13 protein-coding genes are annotated in these 14,949 nt (G+C 62.5%); 4 read left to right on the forward strand and 9 right to left on the reverse strand.

The window, feature by feature from the left end:
• Positions 1 to 84 precede the first annotated feature (84 nt).
• The 8 genes from O1W68_RS05190 to cobM form a co-directional block, all read right to left on the reverse strand.
• The gene (locus O1W68_RS05190; protein ID WP_269301853.1) at positions 85 to 1,077 is read right to left on the reverse strand and encodes an alpha/beta hydrolase; all 993 of its coding nucleotides are present in this window, start codon (positions 1,075 to 1,077) and stop codon (positions 85 to 87) included.
• A 195-nt stretch (positions 1,078 to 1,272) separates the two neighbouring features.
• Positions 1,273 to 3,129 (reverse strand): flagellar motor control protein ZomB, encoded by a 1,857-nt coding sequence (gene zomB, locus O1W68_RS05195; RefSeq protein WP_269301854.1) that lies wholly within the window; start codon positions 3,127 to 3,129, stop codon positions 1,273 to 1,275.
• The gene (locus O1W68_RS05200) at positions 3,107 to 4,012 is read right to left on the reverse strand and encodes a decaprenyl-phosphate phosphoribosyltransferase (protein WP_186627540.1); all 906 of its coding nucleotides are present in this window, start codon (positions 4,010 to 4,012) and stop codon (positions 3,107 to 3,109) included. Before O1W68_RS05200 ends, zomB begins: the two co-directional genes overlap by 23 nt.
• Positions 4,009 to 4,560, reverse strand: a complete 552-nt coding sequence (locus tag O1W68_RS05205; protein WP_442972286.1) for a phosphatase PAP2 family protein — start codon at positions 4,558 to 4,560, stop codon at positions 4,009 to 4,011. The genes O1W68_RS05200 and O1W68_RS05205 overlap by 4 nt, the downstream gene beginning before the upstream one ends.
• The gene (locus O1W68_RS05210) at positions 4,538 to 6,445 is read right to left on the reverse strand and encodes a glycosyltransferase (RefSeq protein ID WP_269301855.1); all 1,908 of its coding nucleotides are present in this window, start codon (positions 6,443 to 6,445) and stop codon (positions 4,538 to 4,540) included. Before O1W68_RS05210 ends, O1W68_RS05205 begins: the two co-directional genes overlap by 23 nt.
• On the reverse strand, positions 6,442 to 7,671 hold the full coding sequence (gene glf, locus O1W68_RS05215; RefSeq protein ID WP_269301856.1) for a UDP-galactopyranose mutase: 1,230 nt from the start codon (positions 7,669 to 7,671) through the stop codon (positions 6,442 to 6,444). Before glf ends, O1W68_RS05210 begins: the two co-directional genes overlap by 4 nt.
• A 121-nt stretch (positions 7,672 to 7,792) precedes the next feature.
• Complete coding sequence (gene cobF / locus O1W68_RS05220) at positions 7,793 to 8,557, reverse strand: precorrin-6A synthase (deacetylating) (RefSeq protein WP_269301857.1); 765 nt, start codon at positions 8,555 to 8,557, stop codon at positions 7,793 to 7,795.
• The gene (cobM, locus tag O1W68_RS05225) at positions 8,554 to 9,297 is read right to left on the reverse strand and encodes a precorrin-4 C(11)-methyltransferase (protein WP_269301858.1); all 744 of its coding nucleotides are present in this window, start codon (positions 9,295 to 9,297) and stop codon (positions 8,554 to 8,556) included. The genes cobF and cobM overlap by 4 nt, the downstream gene beginning before the upstream one ends.
• 156 nt (positions 9,298 to 9,453) lie before the next feature.
• Between cobM and O1W68_RS05230 the strand changes: the two genes are divergently transcribed.
• Positions 9,454 to 11,571 (forward strand): N-acetylmuramoyl-L-alanine amidase, encoded by a 2,118-nt coding sequence (locus O1W68_RS05230; RefSeq protein WP_269301859.1) that lies wholly within the window; start codon positions 9,454 to 9,456, stop codon positions 11,569 to 11,571.
• A 573-nt stretch (positions 11,572 to 12,144) separates the two neighbouring features.
• On the opposite strand, the gene O1W68_RS05235 is transcribed toward O1W68_RS05230, so the two are convergent.
• Positions 12,145 to 13,446, reverse strand: a complete 1,302-nt coding sequence (locus O1W68_RS05235) for a hypothetical protein (protein WP_269301860.1) — start codon at positions 13,444 to 13,446, stop codon at positions 12,145 to 12,147.
• An 85-nt stretch (positions 13,447 to 13,531) separates the two neighbouring features.
• Between O1W68_RS05235 and O1W68_RS05240 the strand changes: the two genes are divergently transcribed.
• The 3 genes from O1W68_RS05240 (at position 13,532) to O1W68_RS05250 (ending at position 14,896) form a co-directional block, all read left to right on the forward strand.
• Entirely contained in the window at positions 13,532 to 13,738 is a 207-nt protein-coding gene (locus tag O1W68_RS05240) for a hypothetical protein (protein WP_269301861.1), read from the forward strand.
• 33 nt (positions 13,739 to 13,771) lie between these two features.
• Complete coding sequence (locus O1W68_RS05245) at positions 13,772 to 14,095, forward strand: Mu transposase C-terminal domain-containing protein (RefSeq protein ID WP_269301862.1); 324 nt, start codon at positions 13,772 to 13,774, stop codon at positions 14,093 to 14,095.
• Between the two features lie 237 nt (positions 14,096 to 14,332).
• Entirely contained in the window at positions 14,333 to 14,896 is a 564-nt protein-coding gene (locus tag O1W68_RS05250; RefSeq protein ID WP_269301863.1) for a GNAT family N-acetyltransferase, read from the forward strand.
• The last annotated feature ends 53 nt before the right edge of the window (positions 14,897 to 14,949 follow it).

Below are 14,949 nucleotides of genomic sequence, written 5' to 3' on the forward strand. Positions count from 1 at the left end.
TAGCCTGTGAAAGCCCCGCTGACCAGCCCTTAAACGTCGTGAACTCTCACAAAAGGCCGGAAAACGGGGACTTCGCGGGGTACCTTACCCGATATTCGCACTCAGATCGGGTGCCATGATGTGAGCCTGTTCCTGCCAGTAGCCCCACTGATGGGTTCCCACTGCCGGGAATGCGTACGTCACGTTGTTCGCGCCGAGGCTCGCCATGCGGATCTGGAACGCGCGGCTGTTGGCCAGCGCGATTGCTTCGAGCCCCATGGCGTTGCCGGTGTTGAAGTAGTCGATCGGAGAGCGTGGCTGATCGAGCCCGCCTGGCAGACCGCTACCTGCGAAGACCCACACGCGGGTGCCGTTGTCGCGAAGTCGCGGTGCGAACACGAACGGATCATTACGCAACCACGCCGGATCCCACGGCGGTCCCCACATCGCGTCGATGTTGAAGCGACCCGAATCGAGGAGCGCGAGACGCATCGCTTCGCGCATTCCGGGCGCCGAGATGTTCAGGTAGCCGGACAGCGAGCCCGCGTAGCTGAACTGGTCAGGGTGGTAGGCGGCGAGCGTCAGCGCAGCGCTGCCGCCCATCGAGATGCCGACGACGCCATTGCGATTCGGATTGAAGCCGAGGCGGCTGGAGAGGTTGTTACGCAGATTCTGCGTCAGGAACGTCTCCCACTTGTACGTGGTCTGCTGTCCGTTGAAGTTGGACGGTGCGTACCAGTCACTGTAGAAGCTCGACTGACCGCCGACAGGCTGGACGACGTTGATGTTCCATGACGCCAAGTACGCGCCGACGTCGGTCTCGTGCTCCCAGCCGGAAATGTCGTTGGTGGCGCGCAGACCGTCGAGCAGGTAGACCACACGATTGGTGTTGCCGTCAGCAGCGCGCCAGATGCGGCTCTTGATCGGGCCCATGCTGGAGTCGGTGACGAAGTCGAACGCTCGCTGATCGAACGCCGCGTTGGCGGTTGCGCCTGTCCCGGCCACGGCCAGACCGGCGGGCAGGATCACGGCGAGCATCAGTGCTGTGAGCACCCGACGCACCCGTCCCGCGCCGCTCTTCTTGGTTCTTCCCAGCATGCAGTCTTACCTCTCAGCGGTGTGGTGAGCCGTACCAGTGGGCTATTCGCCCGTTTCAGCGGTATGAAATTTGGCCCTTGCGGGACCAGCATTCACACACATCTTTCGCATACATCGGCCGAAGCGCGATACCCGTTACTAAAATGAGATATCCCATCTTGGCCTCGAATGGATACCGAAGCAACCGACGGCCGCCTAATTGTCCCCCTGCAGGATAGGGGGCTCTAAACCACATCTCTGTATTTCGTACTCCGGAACTCGATCGAATCGGTAGCCGGCATAGAACAGCGAACGTTTGATGTTCCTGACGAACAACTCTTCGGTCAGCGGGGCACGGTACGAATCGATGAGTTCACGGGTGTCATCGCACGACAGAGCTACACGCGCCTGGGCGACCCAGTCCTCGTCCATGTACCAGGGCAGGAACGGATGTTTGTCGACGAGACCCAGATCGGCGACGACCCAGTCCGGGTACAAGTTCTTGTCGTGCCCGATGCGGCCGTTCTCCAGCCGCTCGGTATGAGAAGCCAGCGGGTAGGCAAGGCCCATTTGATCGATTACCCGCACATCGAGGCCGACGTTCATGCTCGTCATGCCCAGGTTCAAGAAGTAGACCGTGTGACCAGCGCCACCAGGTGGGATCGGCAGGGGCGGCGGCACGACATCCCAGTACGTGAACTGTGCCGAGGGCAACAGGAGCCCGCCGTCCGGGGTGTTCGCGATAGTTTCGACCATCGGTCGCATGCGCGGGTAGTCGAGGTAGTCCGTGGCGAGAATCGGGTGCGCATGCCCGGTGTTGAGGGAGTAGAAGGCACGCTCGTCCACGATTCCACTGCGACCGACAATGGACCCTTCCGGCATTCCAGTCGTGTTGGCGGCAAAGAAAGCCCACACGATCGTCACCAGCCACAGAACGCCGCCACCAGCCGCTATCAGGACCTGTCGTATATCGGAATTCTTGTTCGGAATTGTCACGGGCAACACCGAAATAGGGAGAAGGAGAGTGAACAATGCCGGCAGGAGTGTGCGACCGTGCATGAAATCGCCACCGACTCGAACTGCATAAACAGCTGAGAGAAGTCCACCGATCAGGACGAATGCGACGACAGCGGTCCGGCTGCGTAAAAGGCTTTGCGCATCTCGGCGCGATCTCGGAATTCGCAGGCCTCCGAGGCCTGACATGGCAGCCGTCACCACGCCTACGACGAGCATCAGCAGCAGCGGCAACCACAGCATGTACGGTCCGAGCAAATTCCACAGATAATCGAAGCCCTGCGCCCATTTCGCGCCGCCCGCATCCTTGGACACCGCGGTGTTCGGGTAGGGCAACCCGTAGTAACCCATCCGCCAGATCTGATATCCGACCGGCACGATGCCTGCGACGACGAAGACTGCGAGACGACTCTTCCAGGATTGACGCGCAAGAAACAGCATGATGAGCGCGAGCCCCGACAGAATGAGGAGTTCCGGGCGCACCAGCGGACCGAGGCCGGCCCAGAAAGCAAGGAACAGCCACGCGGGGCCACTGATGGTTCTGGTGCTCCAGCGGACCATCAGCAACCACAGCGCTGCAATCCAGAAAATGACCAGACATGTCTCGAGACCCGAAGTGGCGAAGTCTCGGGCAGGAGGAACCGCGATGTAGACGAGCACCCCTGCGGGAAGGTAGGCCACCACGCCGGCCGACCGCGTCCGAAGCGCATAGGTACCGAACATCGCCAGCACGATCGCAGCGGTCGACAAGACCAAAGCAATGGTCAGAACCACGTACTCGAGACGTATCTCACTGAGCCAGCTGACCGCATAGACCAGGTAGGTCCAGATGGTGCTGGTATTGGTCTCCACACGCTCTCCGGCATTGAAGACCGGGCCGTTGCCGGCCAGAAGATTGCGGACCGTACGGAGAACGATCAGACCATCGTCGGCGATCCACCGCCGTTCCCAGGCACCGACAAGGAACAGCAGTGCGGACACGGCAACACCGATGCCGAAGATCGTCCTCGACGTGCGTGTAGGGGCGGGCAGCACCTCACGCGAGGTAGACGGCGACAACCACTACTCCGATCCACGCAAGCGCGAGTACCTGCAATACCCGATCGCCCAACGCGATCTCCTCGGGTTCACCTGCCTCGCCTCCATCGACATCCACTGCGTAACGCAGGATAGCGATAGTGAACGGAATCATCGAGATGGCGAACCAGTTGGTGGTGGTGGCGGCATCCTGTTCGAAAGCCCACAGGCCGTAGCAGAGCACGACGGCGGTAGCCGAGAGCGTCCACACGAATCGCAGATAGGTGGTCGTGTAGTTCTCCAGCGACTTACGGATCTTCGCGCCCGTGCGCTCAGCGAATTGCAACTCCGCGTATCGCTTACCGGCAGCCATGAACAGCGACCCGAACGCCATGATCAGCAGGAACCACTGCGAGAGCTGAATGGACGCAGCAACACCACCCGCGATGGCGCGGAGCAGGAATCCCGAGGACACGATGCAGATGTCCAGCACGGCCTGATGCTTGAGTCCGAAGCAGTACGCCAACTGGACGACGATGTACACCCCGATGACCAGGGCGAGCTTCCAGTTCGCGAAGAAAGACAGTCCGACGGCAAGGCTCAGGGACACCACGGCCATCGCGTACGCGAGGTTGACCGGCAGCACACCTGCAGCGATCGGACGGAAACGCTTGGTCGGGTGCGCGCGGTCGGCCTCGACATCGAGCGCGTCGTTGACCAGGTAGATGCCCGATGCCGCGAAACAGAACACGACGAAGGCCAGTGCGACGGGAAGAAGCACGTCGCCTTCGGTGACGGATCCCGCAGCCAGCGGCGCAGCGAGTACCAGGACGTTCTTGACCCACTGCCGGGGTCGAAGCGCCTTGATCACGCCTTCGGCAAGATTCTTCGGTGGTGCTCCGACGACGGAGGCTTCCTCGCTCATTTGTCTCCTTCGAACTTCAGGATGGCGGCTGCCGATATCACGCCGAGCGCAGATCCTGCAAGTACATCTGTCGGGTAATGGACACCGAGAACGAGCCGCGAGAGCAGCATCGGTGGTACTAAGACGGCGGGCACCAGGACCGCTGCCAACGGTAGTCCGGTCAACCTGCCGAGCAACACGGCAGCTGCCGTAGTCGATGTTGCGTGCGAAGACGGAAAGCTCAACTTGCTGGGTGTGGAGACATTGATGTGCACCGACGGATCGTTGGGGCGCGGACGCCGCACAACTCTTTTGATCACGATCGACGCGGCATGAGAACCCACTGCGCCTACGGCGACGCCAGCCCACTGTCGCCTGCGCGGAGCATCGAGCACAGCGCCGATGCCCGCAATGGCGACCCAACCCAGAGCATGCTCACCGAAGTGCGACATACCCCGAGCCACTGCAACGGCCCCCGGTTGCGCGCCGACCGTCGACTGAATCTTCGACAGGATGCGAACCTCGGCAGGCGAGCCGTTCACGCCCTTACCCCTCGTAACGAAAGACACGTTCCCAGGTTTCCTTACTGGTGAGGTGAGGGACGGCGTCGCGGTAGCGACCCTTGAGTTCAGGGAACCGGCGCGAGAGCTCGGTTCGGAGTGACATTGCTTCCTTGAACAGTGCCGCCGCCTTCTCGCGGTCACGCTGACGGTAGACGACTCCGCGGCCGTCGGCAGTGGTGACGGTGACGCCATCGACCTGCGAGAGCAGGAACCACCGCGCATCGAGCGTCGGCACGTTGAGCTGTGGGCGCTCGTGGTGGCGGTCGTGCGCAGGCTTCAAGTTGTGCACGAGCCCCTTGGCCAGGCGAGAAATCTTCGACAGCGGATTCGTCGGCACTCCGACGGCTCCTACTTCCTCGCCCGAGGCGAGGGGCAGTTCGGTCGAAGAACCGACGACGACGGCGTCGGGGAAGGTCTTGCGCAGTGCGTGCACCTCACCCAGCGATGTAGGGAGGATCTCGAGGATGTGCTCGGGCCCTTCGAGGAAATCACGGATCGCCTTGTTCTGAATGGCGACGGTGGAGTACTCGAGGCACAGCAGGTGCTTGACGGTGGCCTTGACGGTGTCGAGCACCAGGCCGCGACCATTGCCGGGCATGTGCAGCGCGGCGACGACGAGTCGGTTACGCAGGTGGAAGTACGCCTGCCAGTCGATGGCATCGTCCTTGTCGCTCCATGCCATGTGCCAGATTGCCGCACCGGGGAGAGTGACCGTCGGGTATCCGGCTTCCCTTGCGCGCAAACCGTATTCGGCGTCGTCCCACTTGATGAACAGTGGCAACGGCTGACCGAGTTCTTCCGCGACGACGCGCGGGATCATGCACATCCACCAGCCGTTGTAGTCGACGTCGATGCGTCGGTGCAGTAGCTTGCTCGAGCGCAGTGGGTATTCGCTGAAGTCGTGGTCGTACTCGACGTTTTGCGCACCGGTCCACATGAAGTTGCTGCGATCGACGACCTCGCCCATCACATGCAGGTGGCTACGGGCCTGAAGGTTGAGCATCTGGCCGCCGACGAGCGTGGGAACCTTCGCGAATCGCGACATTGCCAGCGCACGAAGAATCGAGTCCGGCTCGATCTCGATGTCGTCGTCCATGAACAGAATGTGTTGGCAGTCGGTGTTGTTCAGCGCCTCGTACATGATACGGCTGTACCCACCGGAACCACCGAGGTTGGCCTGGTCATGGATGGCAAGACGGCCACCCAGCCCTGCTTCGGCCTCGTCGAATCCGGGCTCGTCCCTGGCTTTTCTCGTACCCTGATCGGGCATGATGACGGCCTTGATCACATCGAGCACCAGCGGGTCCGAGCCAAGTGCCACAAGCGCTTTGACCGCATCGGTGGGTCGGTTGAACGTCGGGATCCCGACGGCCACCGTCGCCTCGCCCGGTGCCTCGATCGGTGCGAACCACCCGGCACTCTCCAGGACGACCTCGGAGTCGGAGGTGATGTCGAACCAGATCCAACCGCCATCCTCGAACGGGCCGAGATCGATCACGAACTCTTGTGCCGCATCACCGTCGACTGCTTCACGGCCCTCGACGTGGATACGCGAGCTGTCCGCTTTGGAGCGGTAGACATCGATCCGGCAATGCCCGGAGACCTCCACGCGCAGCACAACGGACTTCAGGATGCTGTAGCGGCGCCAGTAGCTCGCCGGAAACGCATTGAAGTAAGTGCAGAACGACACCTCCGATTCGGCGCCGACCGTCAACGAGGTGCGCGACAGCGAATGTGCCCGTCGGGCATTCGTTGTCGCCTCCTCGAGGTACAGCGTGCGCACGTCGAGCGGCTCACCTGGACGAGGCAACAGCACCCGCTGCAGAAGCGATTTACCGAAGTAGGGGGCGAAGTCGAGGGCGCCGTCCTCGAGCAGATGCTTGGCCGTCATTTGTCTCCTGCCAGGGCCGCGCCCGACTCGAAATGTGGTGCGAGCGTGTTGTCGTACAAGTTCAGCGCACTGGCAATGGCCATGTGCATGTCGAGGTACTGATAGGTGCCGAGCCGCCCGCCGAAGAGAACCCCGTTCTCGGCGGCTTCCTTCTTCGCGCGGTCGCGGTACGCCTCCAGCTTCTGGCGGTCCGCGGGAGTATTGATCGGGTAGTACGGCTCGTCGCCGCTCTCGGCGAATCGCGAGAACTCTCGCATGATGACCGTCTTGTCGGCCGGGTACGCCCGCTCGGGATGGAAGTGGCGGAACTCGTGAATGCGAATGAACGGGACGTCAGCGTCGTTGTAGTTCATCACCGGTGTGCCCTGGAAATCACCGGTCGCCAACACTTCGGTCTCGAAATCTATTGTGCGCCAACCCAATTCGCCTTCGGAGTAGTCGAAGTAGCGGTCCAGTGGGCCGGTGTAGACAATCGGGGCATCCGGGCTCTCGGCGATCAACTCATCACGCACATCGAACCAATCGGTGTTCAACCGGACCTCGATCAGGTCGCTGGCGGTCATATTCTCCAACCACGCGGTGTAACCGTCGACCGGCAGACCCTCGTACGTGTCGTTGAAGTAGCGATTGTCGAACGTGTAACGCACCGGCAGCCGCGTGATGTTTCCCGCCGGCAGATTCTTCGGGTCCGTCTGCCACTGCTTGGCGGTGTAATCGCGGATGAACGCCTCGTACAGCGGGCGCCCGATCAGCGAGATCGCCTTCTCCTCGAAGTTCTGCGCAACCTTCGAATCGAACTCACTGGACTGCTCCTCGATGAGCGCACGCGCCTCGGCAGGAGAGTAATACTTACCGAAGAACTGCGAGATCAGGCCGAGGCCCATCGGGAACTGATACGACTGGCCCTTGTGCAGCGCGAACACACGATGCTGGTAACTCGTGAAGTCCGTGAACTGATTCACGTAATCCCACACCCGCTTGTTCGAAGTGTGAAACAGGTGAGCACCGTACTTATGGATCTCGATACCCGTCTCGGGCTCGGCCTCCGAGTACGCATTACCTCCAAGGTGGTGGCGGCGGTCCAGAACAAGAACACGCTTGCCCAGCTGAGACGCCGAGCGCTCCGCCACAGTCAGTCCGAAGAACCCGGATCCGACGACAATCAGGTCGTATCGGCCGGTCACGGAGGCGTCGGAATCAACAGGCACAGGGTTTACGGCAGTCACGGGCAATCAGGGTATCCGACACCCCGCACACCCTCCGCTCCTGACTACCAAAGTCACTCCGCAGGCTCCGCTCCTGACCTCTCCGAGTCACTCCGCAGGCTCCGCTCCTGACCTCTCCGAGTCACTCCGCAGGCTCCGCTCCTGACCTCAGAAGGTACGTATCCATCACCCAGCCGTGCTGCTTCTTGACCTCGGCGCGTACCCGGTCGATCTCGTCGATGCAGTCGTCCAACCTGCCGGACACCAACTTTTCGTCCACTGTTCCCAGATTGGCGCCCCAGTGAATGCCCCAACGGTTCTCCCCGACCAACGCTCGGCAGGCCAGGTGTCCGTCGAGCATGACCACGATGTTGTCCGCTCCGGCGGCCACATCGCTCTCGAGGGCCCGGCCGGTGGTGATGGTGATCGGACCACCGATTCGGTTGAGCACCAGGCGGTGGGCGGCGGCGAGCATCGACACGCTGCTGATGCCCGGCGTGACGTCGTAGTCGATATCGAGGGTTCCGAAGTCACGGACCCGCTCGATCACTCTGATGGTGCTGTCGTAGAGCGCAGGGTCACCCCAGACGAGGAATCCCACGGTCACCGACGGGTCCAGACCGAGCAGCACCTCCTCGTAGGCGCGGGCACGGGCGTCGTGCCAGTCCAGTACTGCGGTCCCGTAGTCGCTGGGCTTCCGGTCCCGCTCCGGGTCGGGGACCGCGACCACGCGGTACTCCCCCGGCACATGACGTCGCAGAATTTCCGCGCGCGCGTTCCCTAGATCACCGACCGATGCGCCCTTGTCCGCGACGAGGAACACATCGACCTCGCGAAGCTTCCCGACAGCCTGGACGGTGATCTGGTCCGGATGCCCGCCACCGATTCCGACGAGGTGAATTTTCATGCTCGATCTCGGCAAGCGTCGTAGAGGTGCGATTCCACACCGGGGGTGCGGCCCACCGCAGGTCCGACGAGAATGACCGCAGCCTGGCGGAGCCCTGCGGCCTCGACCTGGTCGGCGATGTCGGCGAGGGTTCCGTTCAGGACGAGCTGATCGGGCTTGCTTGCATGAAAGACGACAGCGGCCGGGCAGCCGGCGCCGTACTCACCGACGATCTCCTCGACCAACGCCCGGATCCGGGTGATAGCCAAATGCAGCACCAGCGTCGACCGCGTTTCGGCGAACCGCGAAAGCGCCTCGGTATCCGGCATCGCCGTCGAGCGCGCCTGCGTCCGAGTCAGCACCACGGACTGTGTCACCTCTGGGACCGTCAGCTCGATCCGTAGCGTGGCAGCGGCCGCCGCGTACGCGGGAACTCCGGGAGTGACATCCCAGGGCACTCCAGCGGCGTCCAGGCGGGCCGACTGCTCCGCGAGAGCGGAGTACAGCGACGGATCACCCGAGCACAGCCTTGCGACGTCGTCACCACGTCGGTGCGCGTCGACGAGTTCTTTCGTGATCGTGTCCAGGTCGAGGCGAGCGGTGTCGACGAGTCGAGCGCCCGGTGGGCAGTGCGCGAGAATCGCGTCGTCGATGTATGTACCAGCGTAAACACACACTGGACTGGTGTTGAGTAGCCCGACTGCGCGCAGTGTCAGCAGGTCGGGCGCACCGGGACCGGCACCGATGAAATGGACTGTCACAAGACAAAAGCGTAGGCGGTGGGTTTCGACGCGCCGCACGTACTGGCAATCCTCGCGATGGCTAACTCTCAAGCTAAGGTTTAGCCTTGTGTCGGATGGGGTGGATGTGACCCATGTGGCTGTAGCCAGTACCGCCACATCGGAACGCACCACCTCATGAACAGTTCGCCTACAACCAGGAGTACCGCCTTGCACCGTCGAACGAAGCCGTCGATCGTTCTCGGCGCTGTCGCCCTGCTGGCCGTCGCGAGCCCTTTCGCGGCGTACAGCATCTCCGGCGATTCTGCGTCCACCGATGTTCGATCGGCCAACGAGACCACCCCGGTGACAGTGCCTACCAAGATCGTCGAAACGGCTCTGGCGGCAGCACCGGACATCGTCATCCCCCTCAGGGAACTGACTGGTCTTCCGCTGCCCGACCTCCGCCTGTCCGATCTGAAGTACCTGCCGCTCCCGGACAACATCGCCATTCCGCCGTTCCAGATACCGGAGATCCCCGGCCTGACGGTCCCCGACTCCTCGATACCGTCGGCACAGGCGCCGGTTCCGCTGGCACCGAGCGACGTGTCGGCTCCGGTAACTCCTCCTGCCGGTGACGATCCCGGCGCGCCACTCGGCGCTGTCGTCAAGGAACTGAAGCAGGACACCCCGTTCAGCATGGTGGCCCTGACGTCGACGGGTCTCGACAACGCGTCGGCGCAGATTCGTCGCCAGCTCGACGACGGATCCTGGGGCCCCTGGCTCGCAACCGAACCCGTCGACACAGGCGTCGACGACGCGGCAACCGCACCCGAGAAGCAGGGCACCGAGCCGATTTTCGTGGGAGCAACCAAGGCAGTTCAGCTGCTGATGACTCCGCGACCGCAGGCGCCCGCCCCAGTCCCGGCACCGGCTCCAGCGCCCGCTCCGGAGATGGCGCCCGCTCCCGAGCAGCCACTCGGTTACACACCCGCGTCCGTCTCGAAGCCGTTGCGTCAGCAGGACACTCCGCTTGCGTCGGCCATCGACGGCATCAGTGCCGTCCTGATTCAGCCCGGTACGTCCCCCGCGGACGCCACACTCAGTGATCTCGCGACACCTGTCGCGGGAAGTACGGGCCCGAAGGTGATCTCGCGGTCACAGTGGGGCGCAGACGAATCCATTCGTTGCGCCACCCCGGACTACGACGACTTCCTCGGCGGCGCGACAGTGCATCACACCGCAGGCAGCAACGAGTACTCGAAGTCCGAGTCGGTCGAGATCGTGCGGGCCATCTACGCCTACCACGCCCAGACACTCGGCTGGTGCGACGTCGGTTACAACGTCTTGGTCGACAAGTACGGCCAGATATTCGAAGGCCGCGCAGGCGGTTTGGACAAGCCGGTGCAGGGTGCACACGCCGGTGGGTTCAACGAAAACACCATGGGCATCGCCATGATGGGCGACTTCTCCACCGAAGCGCCACCACAGGCGACCATCGATTCGGTCGGGTCGTTCCTCGGTTGGCGTCTCGGACTCGCCGGACTCGACCCCAAGGGCAGCACGACGATGACGTCCGAGGGCACCGAGTTCACGTTCGTCGGCCAAGGCCAGAGCGTCGACCTGCCGGTCATCTTTGCGCACCGTGACGTCGGGAACACCGCATGCCCCGGCGACGGTGCCTACGCAAAGCTGGACGAGATTCGCGATATCGCCGAGGCGTCGCTGGGCGGTGCCGAGGTGAGTTCTGCTCCTGCAGAGACCGATCCGGCGGAACCGGCCCTGGAGGCAGCAGCACCGGAGGCACAGACCCCTAACTCCGCGGGAACGGACGTCAGCAGCACGCTCGGTGCCGGAGTTCCGGCTCTCGTCGACGAACTGCTCCGCCTCGCCGATCAGAACCCGATCGCACAGAAGTGGTTGGCTTCGGGCGGCGAAACCGGAATTCTCGGAAGCCCGGTCAGCGGCCTCGTCCAGGTCAAGGGTGGACAGTCCGCCGGGTTTGCCAACGGCTCGATTTTCACGACCATCGCCGGTCAAGCAGTCGCGGTGATCGGCAAAATCTTCGAGCAGTTCCTCGCCCTGGGTGGGGAGAACGGTGATCTCGGACTTCCGAGTACGGATGAATACCGCGTCCCTGAGGGCCTGCGCACCGATTTCGAGAACGGGTCGCTGATCTTCAACGAAGCAACCGGAATCGTCACTACGGTCATCAAGACCTACAACGACACCTACCAGCAGAAGATGGACGAAGGTGCCGTGTCGGCTCCGATCGAACCGGCTCCTGCCGCACCCGAGGTAGCACCGGCGCCGTAGGTTTCGGGCCCCGCTGCGGCCGACGCCGCGGCGGGGTTCGATCTGTTGACCGGGTTACGGGGCGACACGCCTTCCTACCACGGATAGACCTCCGGATCGGTAGACATCACCTCGAACAGGAGAGGTGATGTGCAGGTGTTTCAACGATGTGCAGCGGGATATCAGATCGATCAGGTTGCCACTATGGGGCCGCGTCGATCAGGCGGAGGGCCTGGTGCCGTGGCTTGTGCTCGATGAGAGCGGGCTCCCGGCGGAGCCGATTCGGCGATAAACCTCACCGACTTTGTCGCACAAGACAAGTCGATCCCATCACTCGCAAGCGGTACACCGAAGATCGCTACGCGGCGCGGACCATCCGACACTCGAATTCGGTCGAGCCCGTGCTGCGTTCGAACCGCGACCGGGCTCTGCGTCCCTGGTCATCGGCAACGGGGCCCGAGCATCAGCGGAAGATCCCACTCCTTTACGTACTCGTAGATTTACCAGTACATGGTCATGAGGCAAAACTGTCCCGCGAAAATGTCTTTGTGCACTTGGGCCGAGGTACGTGCCTCTCAGCCGCTCCACTAGAAATCACGTCCACATATACCCGAACCTCCCGGGCTCCTTCTTGCGCAGACGCTCGAGACCGCCCGCCTCCATGATGTCGAGGTTGATCCACTCCATCAACGTCGGCGCGCCCGGCCACAACCGCGGCCGACCGTCACGATCGAAGACGGACACCGACCGTGCACAGACGCCGTTCATCCCTCGAATGCGGAACGTCAGAATCAACGTCGTGGTGGGGAACCAGCCGTCGATCTCGATGTCGAGCAGGCCCGCGGCTTTGTTCTCCGCCAGCAATCGGATGCGTTGACGCTCGGTCCACTCGTCCGGATCGCCCAGTTCGAGCGGCGCGGTGACAGGAAGGTTAGGGAGTGAATCGAATTCGACTTCTTCCATCGACACCGGGCCCGACCCGGTCGCACCGACGAACGTGCCGGTCATCGTCGAGATCCACAATTCGCCGAGCTCCGGTACTACCGCCAGGCCGATCGGAAACCCAGGAGCACCAGCCCACCGCTCAGGACGCGTCAGGCCGCGGTCGAGACAGAAGTAGGTGAAATGAGGCTGCGCCATGTCGGACTGCGTCGCAAACGCCGAATCACCCAGTCTATGAACCAGTCTGGACGATCGCATCACCATCCAGACACCTGCGGCCGTCGCCCAGGGCGGAAACTCCGACGTCAGCGGCAGCGAAAACGCCGGCGTCAGTTCCGTGTCGAGCACCTGCCCGAACGAGGCACCCTTGCCGACGGCGATCTGCGTTCCCACGTCGACCACAGTGTCCAACCCGCGCCAGGGACGAATCTCCCATGCCGTGCCGAGCGCAAGGGTTCCGTCGAGTCCCACATGTGCGCACCACGATCCGCGTTGCACTCCCGGCTCATAGCGACCGGTGCGCATCAGTATCACGAACCCGTGGCTTGACGGGTAGATCGTCCGCACCTCGGCCGGAAGTCCGACAGTCGCAAACACACCGCCCACCGTGCGCAGGGTGAGCTCGTCGACACCGGTTACCGACGTCGCCAATTCGCCGTTCATCAGAGCTGATCCTGATATCCGGGTGGCCTGGACCGTGGTGACAATGCCCGTGTGGTCGCAGTGGACAATTCCGTCGGCGCCGACGATCCAGCAGCCCAAACCGTCGGCATGCAACCACCGCGGGGTGTGGCCGACGATGTCGGAACCATAGGAGCCACCGGGGATGACGTGCGTCGCGGTGGATCCGTCTCGGGTGCGGTGCAGTAGGACGGGCTTTCCGACGTCGAGCAGCCAGAGATCAGTGCCGTGGCCGGCTAAAGGACCGGGCCGGAATACGCGCGAGCTGGTCATGCGCCTTTCGGCGATTCGGATGCCATGGCTCATTCCTACCAGACCTGAACCAGCGAGGCCCCCGTAGCACCTTCGCAGTCGGAGGGTGTTCGATTACGAGCAGCACGGCATCGACCTCGGTTACCGACCACTCGCTCGACCGCATTACTGCGGGATCGTCGAACGCATCCTCGGCACCGTCATGACCCAGGTTCACGAACTCCACGGCACCACGTTCTCGAACCCAACGGAACGAGGCAGCTACGACTCGAAGGGCACGGCTGGACTGACGTTACGAGAATTGGAACGCTGACTGCCCCTGGCGATCGCGGCCTATCACGCGGACGTGCACACCGGAATCCGCCGGAGCACCGCTGCGCAGTGGACCAGCAGCAACGACGCCGACAATGCTCTGTCGACGTCGACAGTGGTGGACGAGACCGCATTCCTGGTGGATTTCCTTCCCGTCATACGGCGCCGCCTGACTCGGGCGGGGTTCGCCATCCACCACATCCAGCACTTCTCGAACGCTCTGAAACCATGGATCGCTCTACGAGAGAAGTTGGGCCAGTTCGTGATCCGACGCGATCCACGAGATCTGAGCAAGGTGTGGGCCCTGGACCCTGACAGGGGCAGCGGGTATGTCGAGGTGCCGTACCGTTCTGTGTAGATCTCTCCGTAGCTGGCGTGTTCGACCCGTGCGAGCGTCACGTTGCTTTACGAGATGATCGCTTCAATCCCGTTTTCTTGCATAGGTTTTCAACCTTGAACTGCCACGTCTCATATATTGAACGAGACTCTCTGGCGATCGCGAGAGGTGGGTGAAGTCATCAACTTCCGACGGGATGTGGATGTCTTCTAAACTCACATGACTGGTCCAGGAGATGGACGTGGCATCGTTGACTGTATGGAGCTGAAGACCGACCGGTTGATTCTCAGGTCATACCGTTCGACCGATGCGGGTGCTTTGCTGCGGTACTACAGCGACCCGGAGGTCTGCAAGTACTTGTGTCATGATCCGTGGGATGAGGCACAGGCTCGAAACAAGGTTGAACAACGTTGCAGAAGAACGAGTCTCGATGATGGCGGTGTGAATCTCGTCGTCGAGGCAGGCAGGGTTGTAATCGGCAACGTCGCAGCCTGGTTCGCTACTGAGAAAGAGCAGACGTTGGAGTTGGGGTGGGTGTTTGCTGCTGATGCGCGCGGGCGCGGGTACGCCACCGAGGCGGTGCAGACATTGCTCGACGACGTCGTGTTTGCCGTGCCGGAGGTGCATCGGGTGATCGCCGAAATGGATGGTCGGAATACCGCCTCCGCTGCGCTTGCCGAACGGCTCGGCATGCGCCGGGAGGCTCACTTCGTTGCGGACTGGCGCTGCGAGGGTCAGTGGACGAACACAGTGGTCTATGCCATGTTGAGGCAGGATCGTTCGATGTGCCTTGCTTCAGAATGCGAACGCGACGCGCAGTGACACCGGTACGGAAGGGTGGAGTAGTGCTGTCCACTTCTGACATCGTGCAGTCG

Source organism: Rhodococcus sp. H36-A4, from assembly GCF_027158005.1.
Lineage (GTDB): Bacteria > Actinomycetota > Actinomycetes > Mycobacteriales > Mycobacteriaceae > Rhodococcoides.

Coding starts and splice junctions, on each gene's coding strand:
- O1W68_RS05190 (WP_269301853.1), bottom strand. CDS start 1,077: ATGCTGGGAAGAACCAAGAAGAGCGGCGCGGGACGGGTGCGTCGGGTG.
- O1W68_RS05200 (WP_186627540.1), bottom strand. CDS start 4,012: ATGAGCGAGGAAGCCTCCGTCGTCGGAGCACCACCGAAGAATCTTGCC.
- O1W68_RS05210 (WP_269301855.1), bottom strand. CDS start 6,445: ATGACGGCCAAGCATCTGCTCGAGGACGGCGCCCTCGACTTCGCCCCC.
- cobF (WP_269301857.1), bottom strand. CDS start 8,557: ATGAAAATTCACCTCGTCGGAATCGGTGGCGGGCATCCGGACCAGATC.
- O1W68_RS05230 (WP_269301859.1), top strand. CDS start 9,454: ATGAACAGTTCGCCTACAACCAGGAGTACCGCCTTGCACCGTCGAACG.
- O1W68_RS05235 (WP_269301860.1), bottom strand. CDS start 13,446: ATGACCAGCTCGCGCGTATTCCGGCCCGGTCCTTTAGCCGGCCACGGC.
- O1W68_RS05250 (WP_269301863.1), top strand. CDS start 14,333: ATGGAGCTGAAGACCGACCGGTTGATTCTCAGGTCATACCGTTCGACC.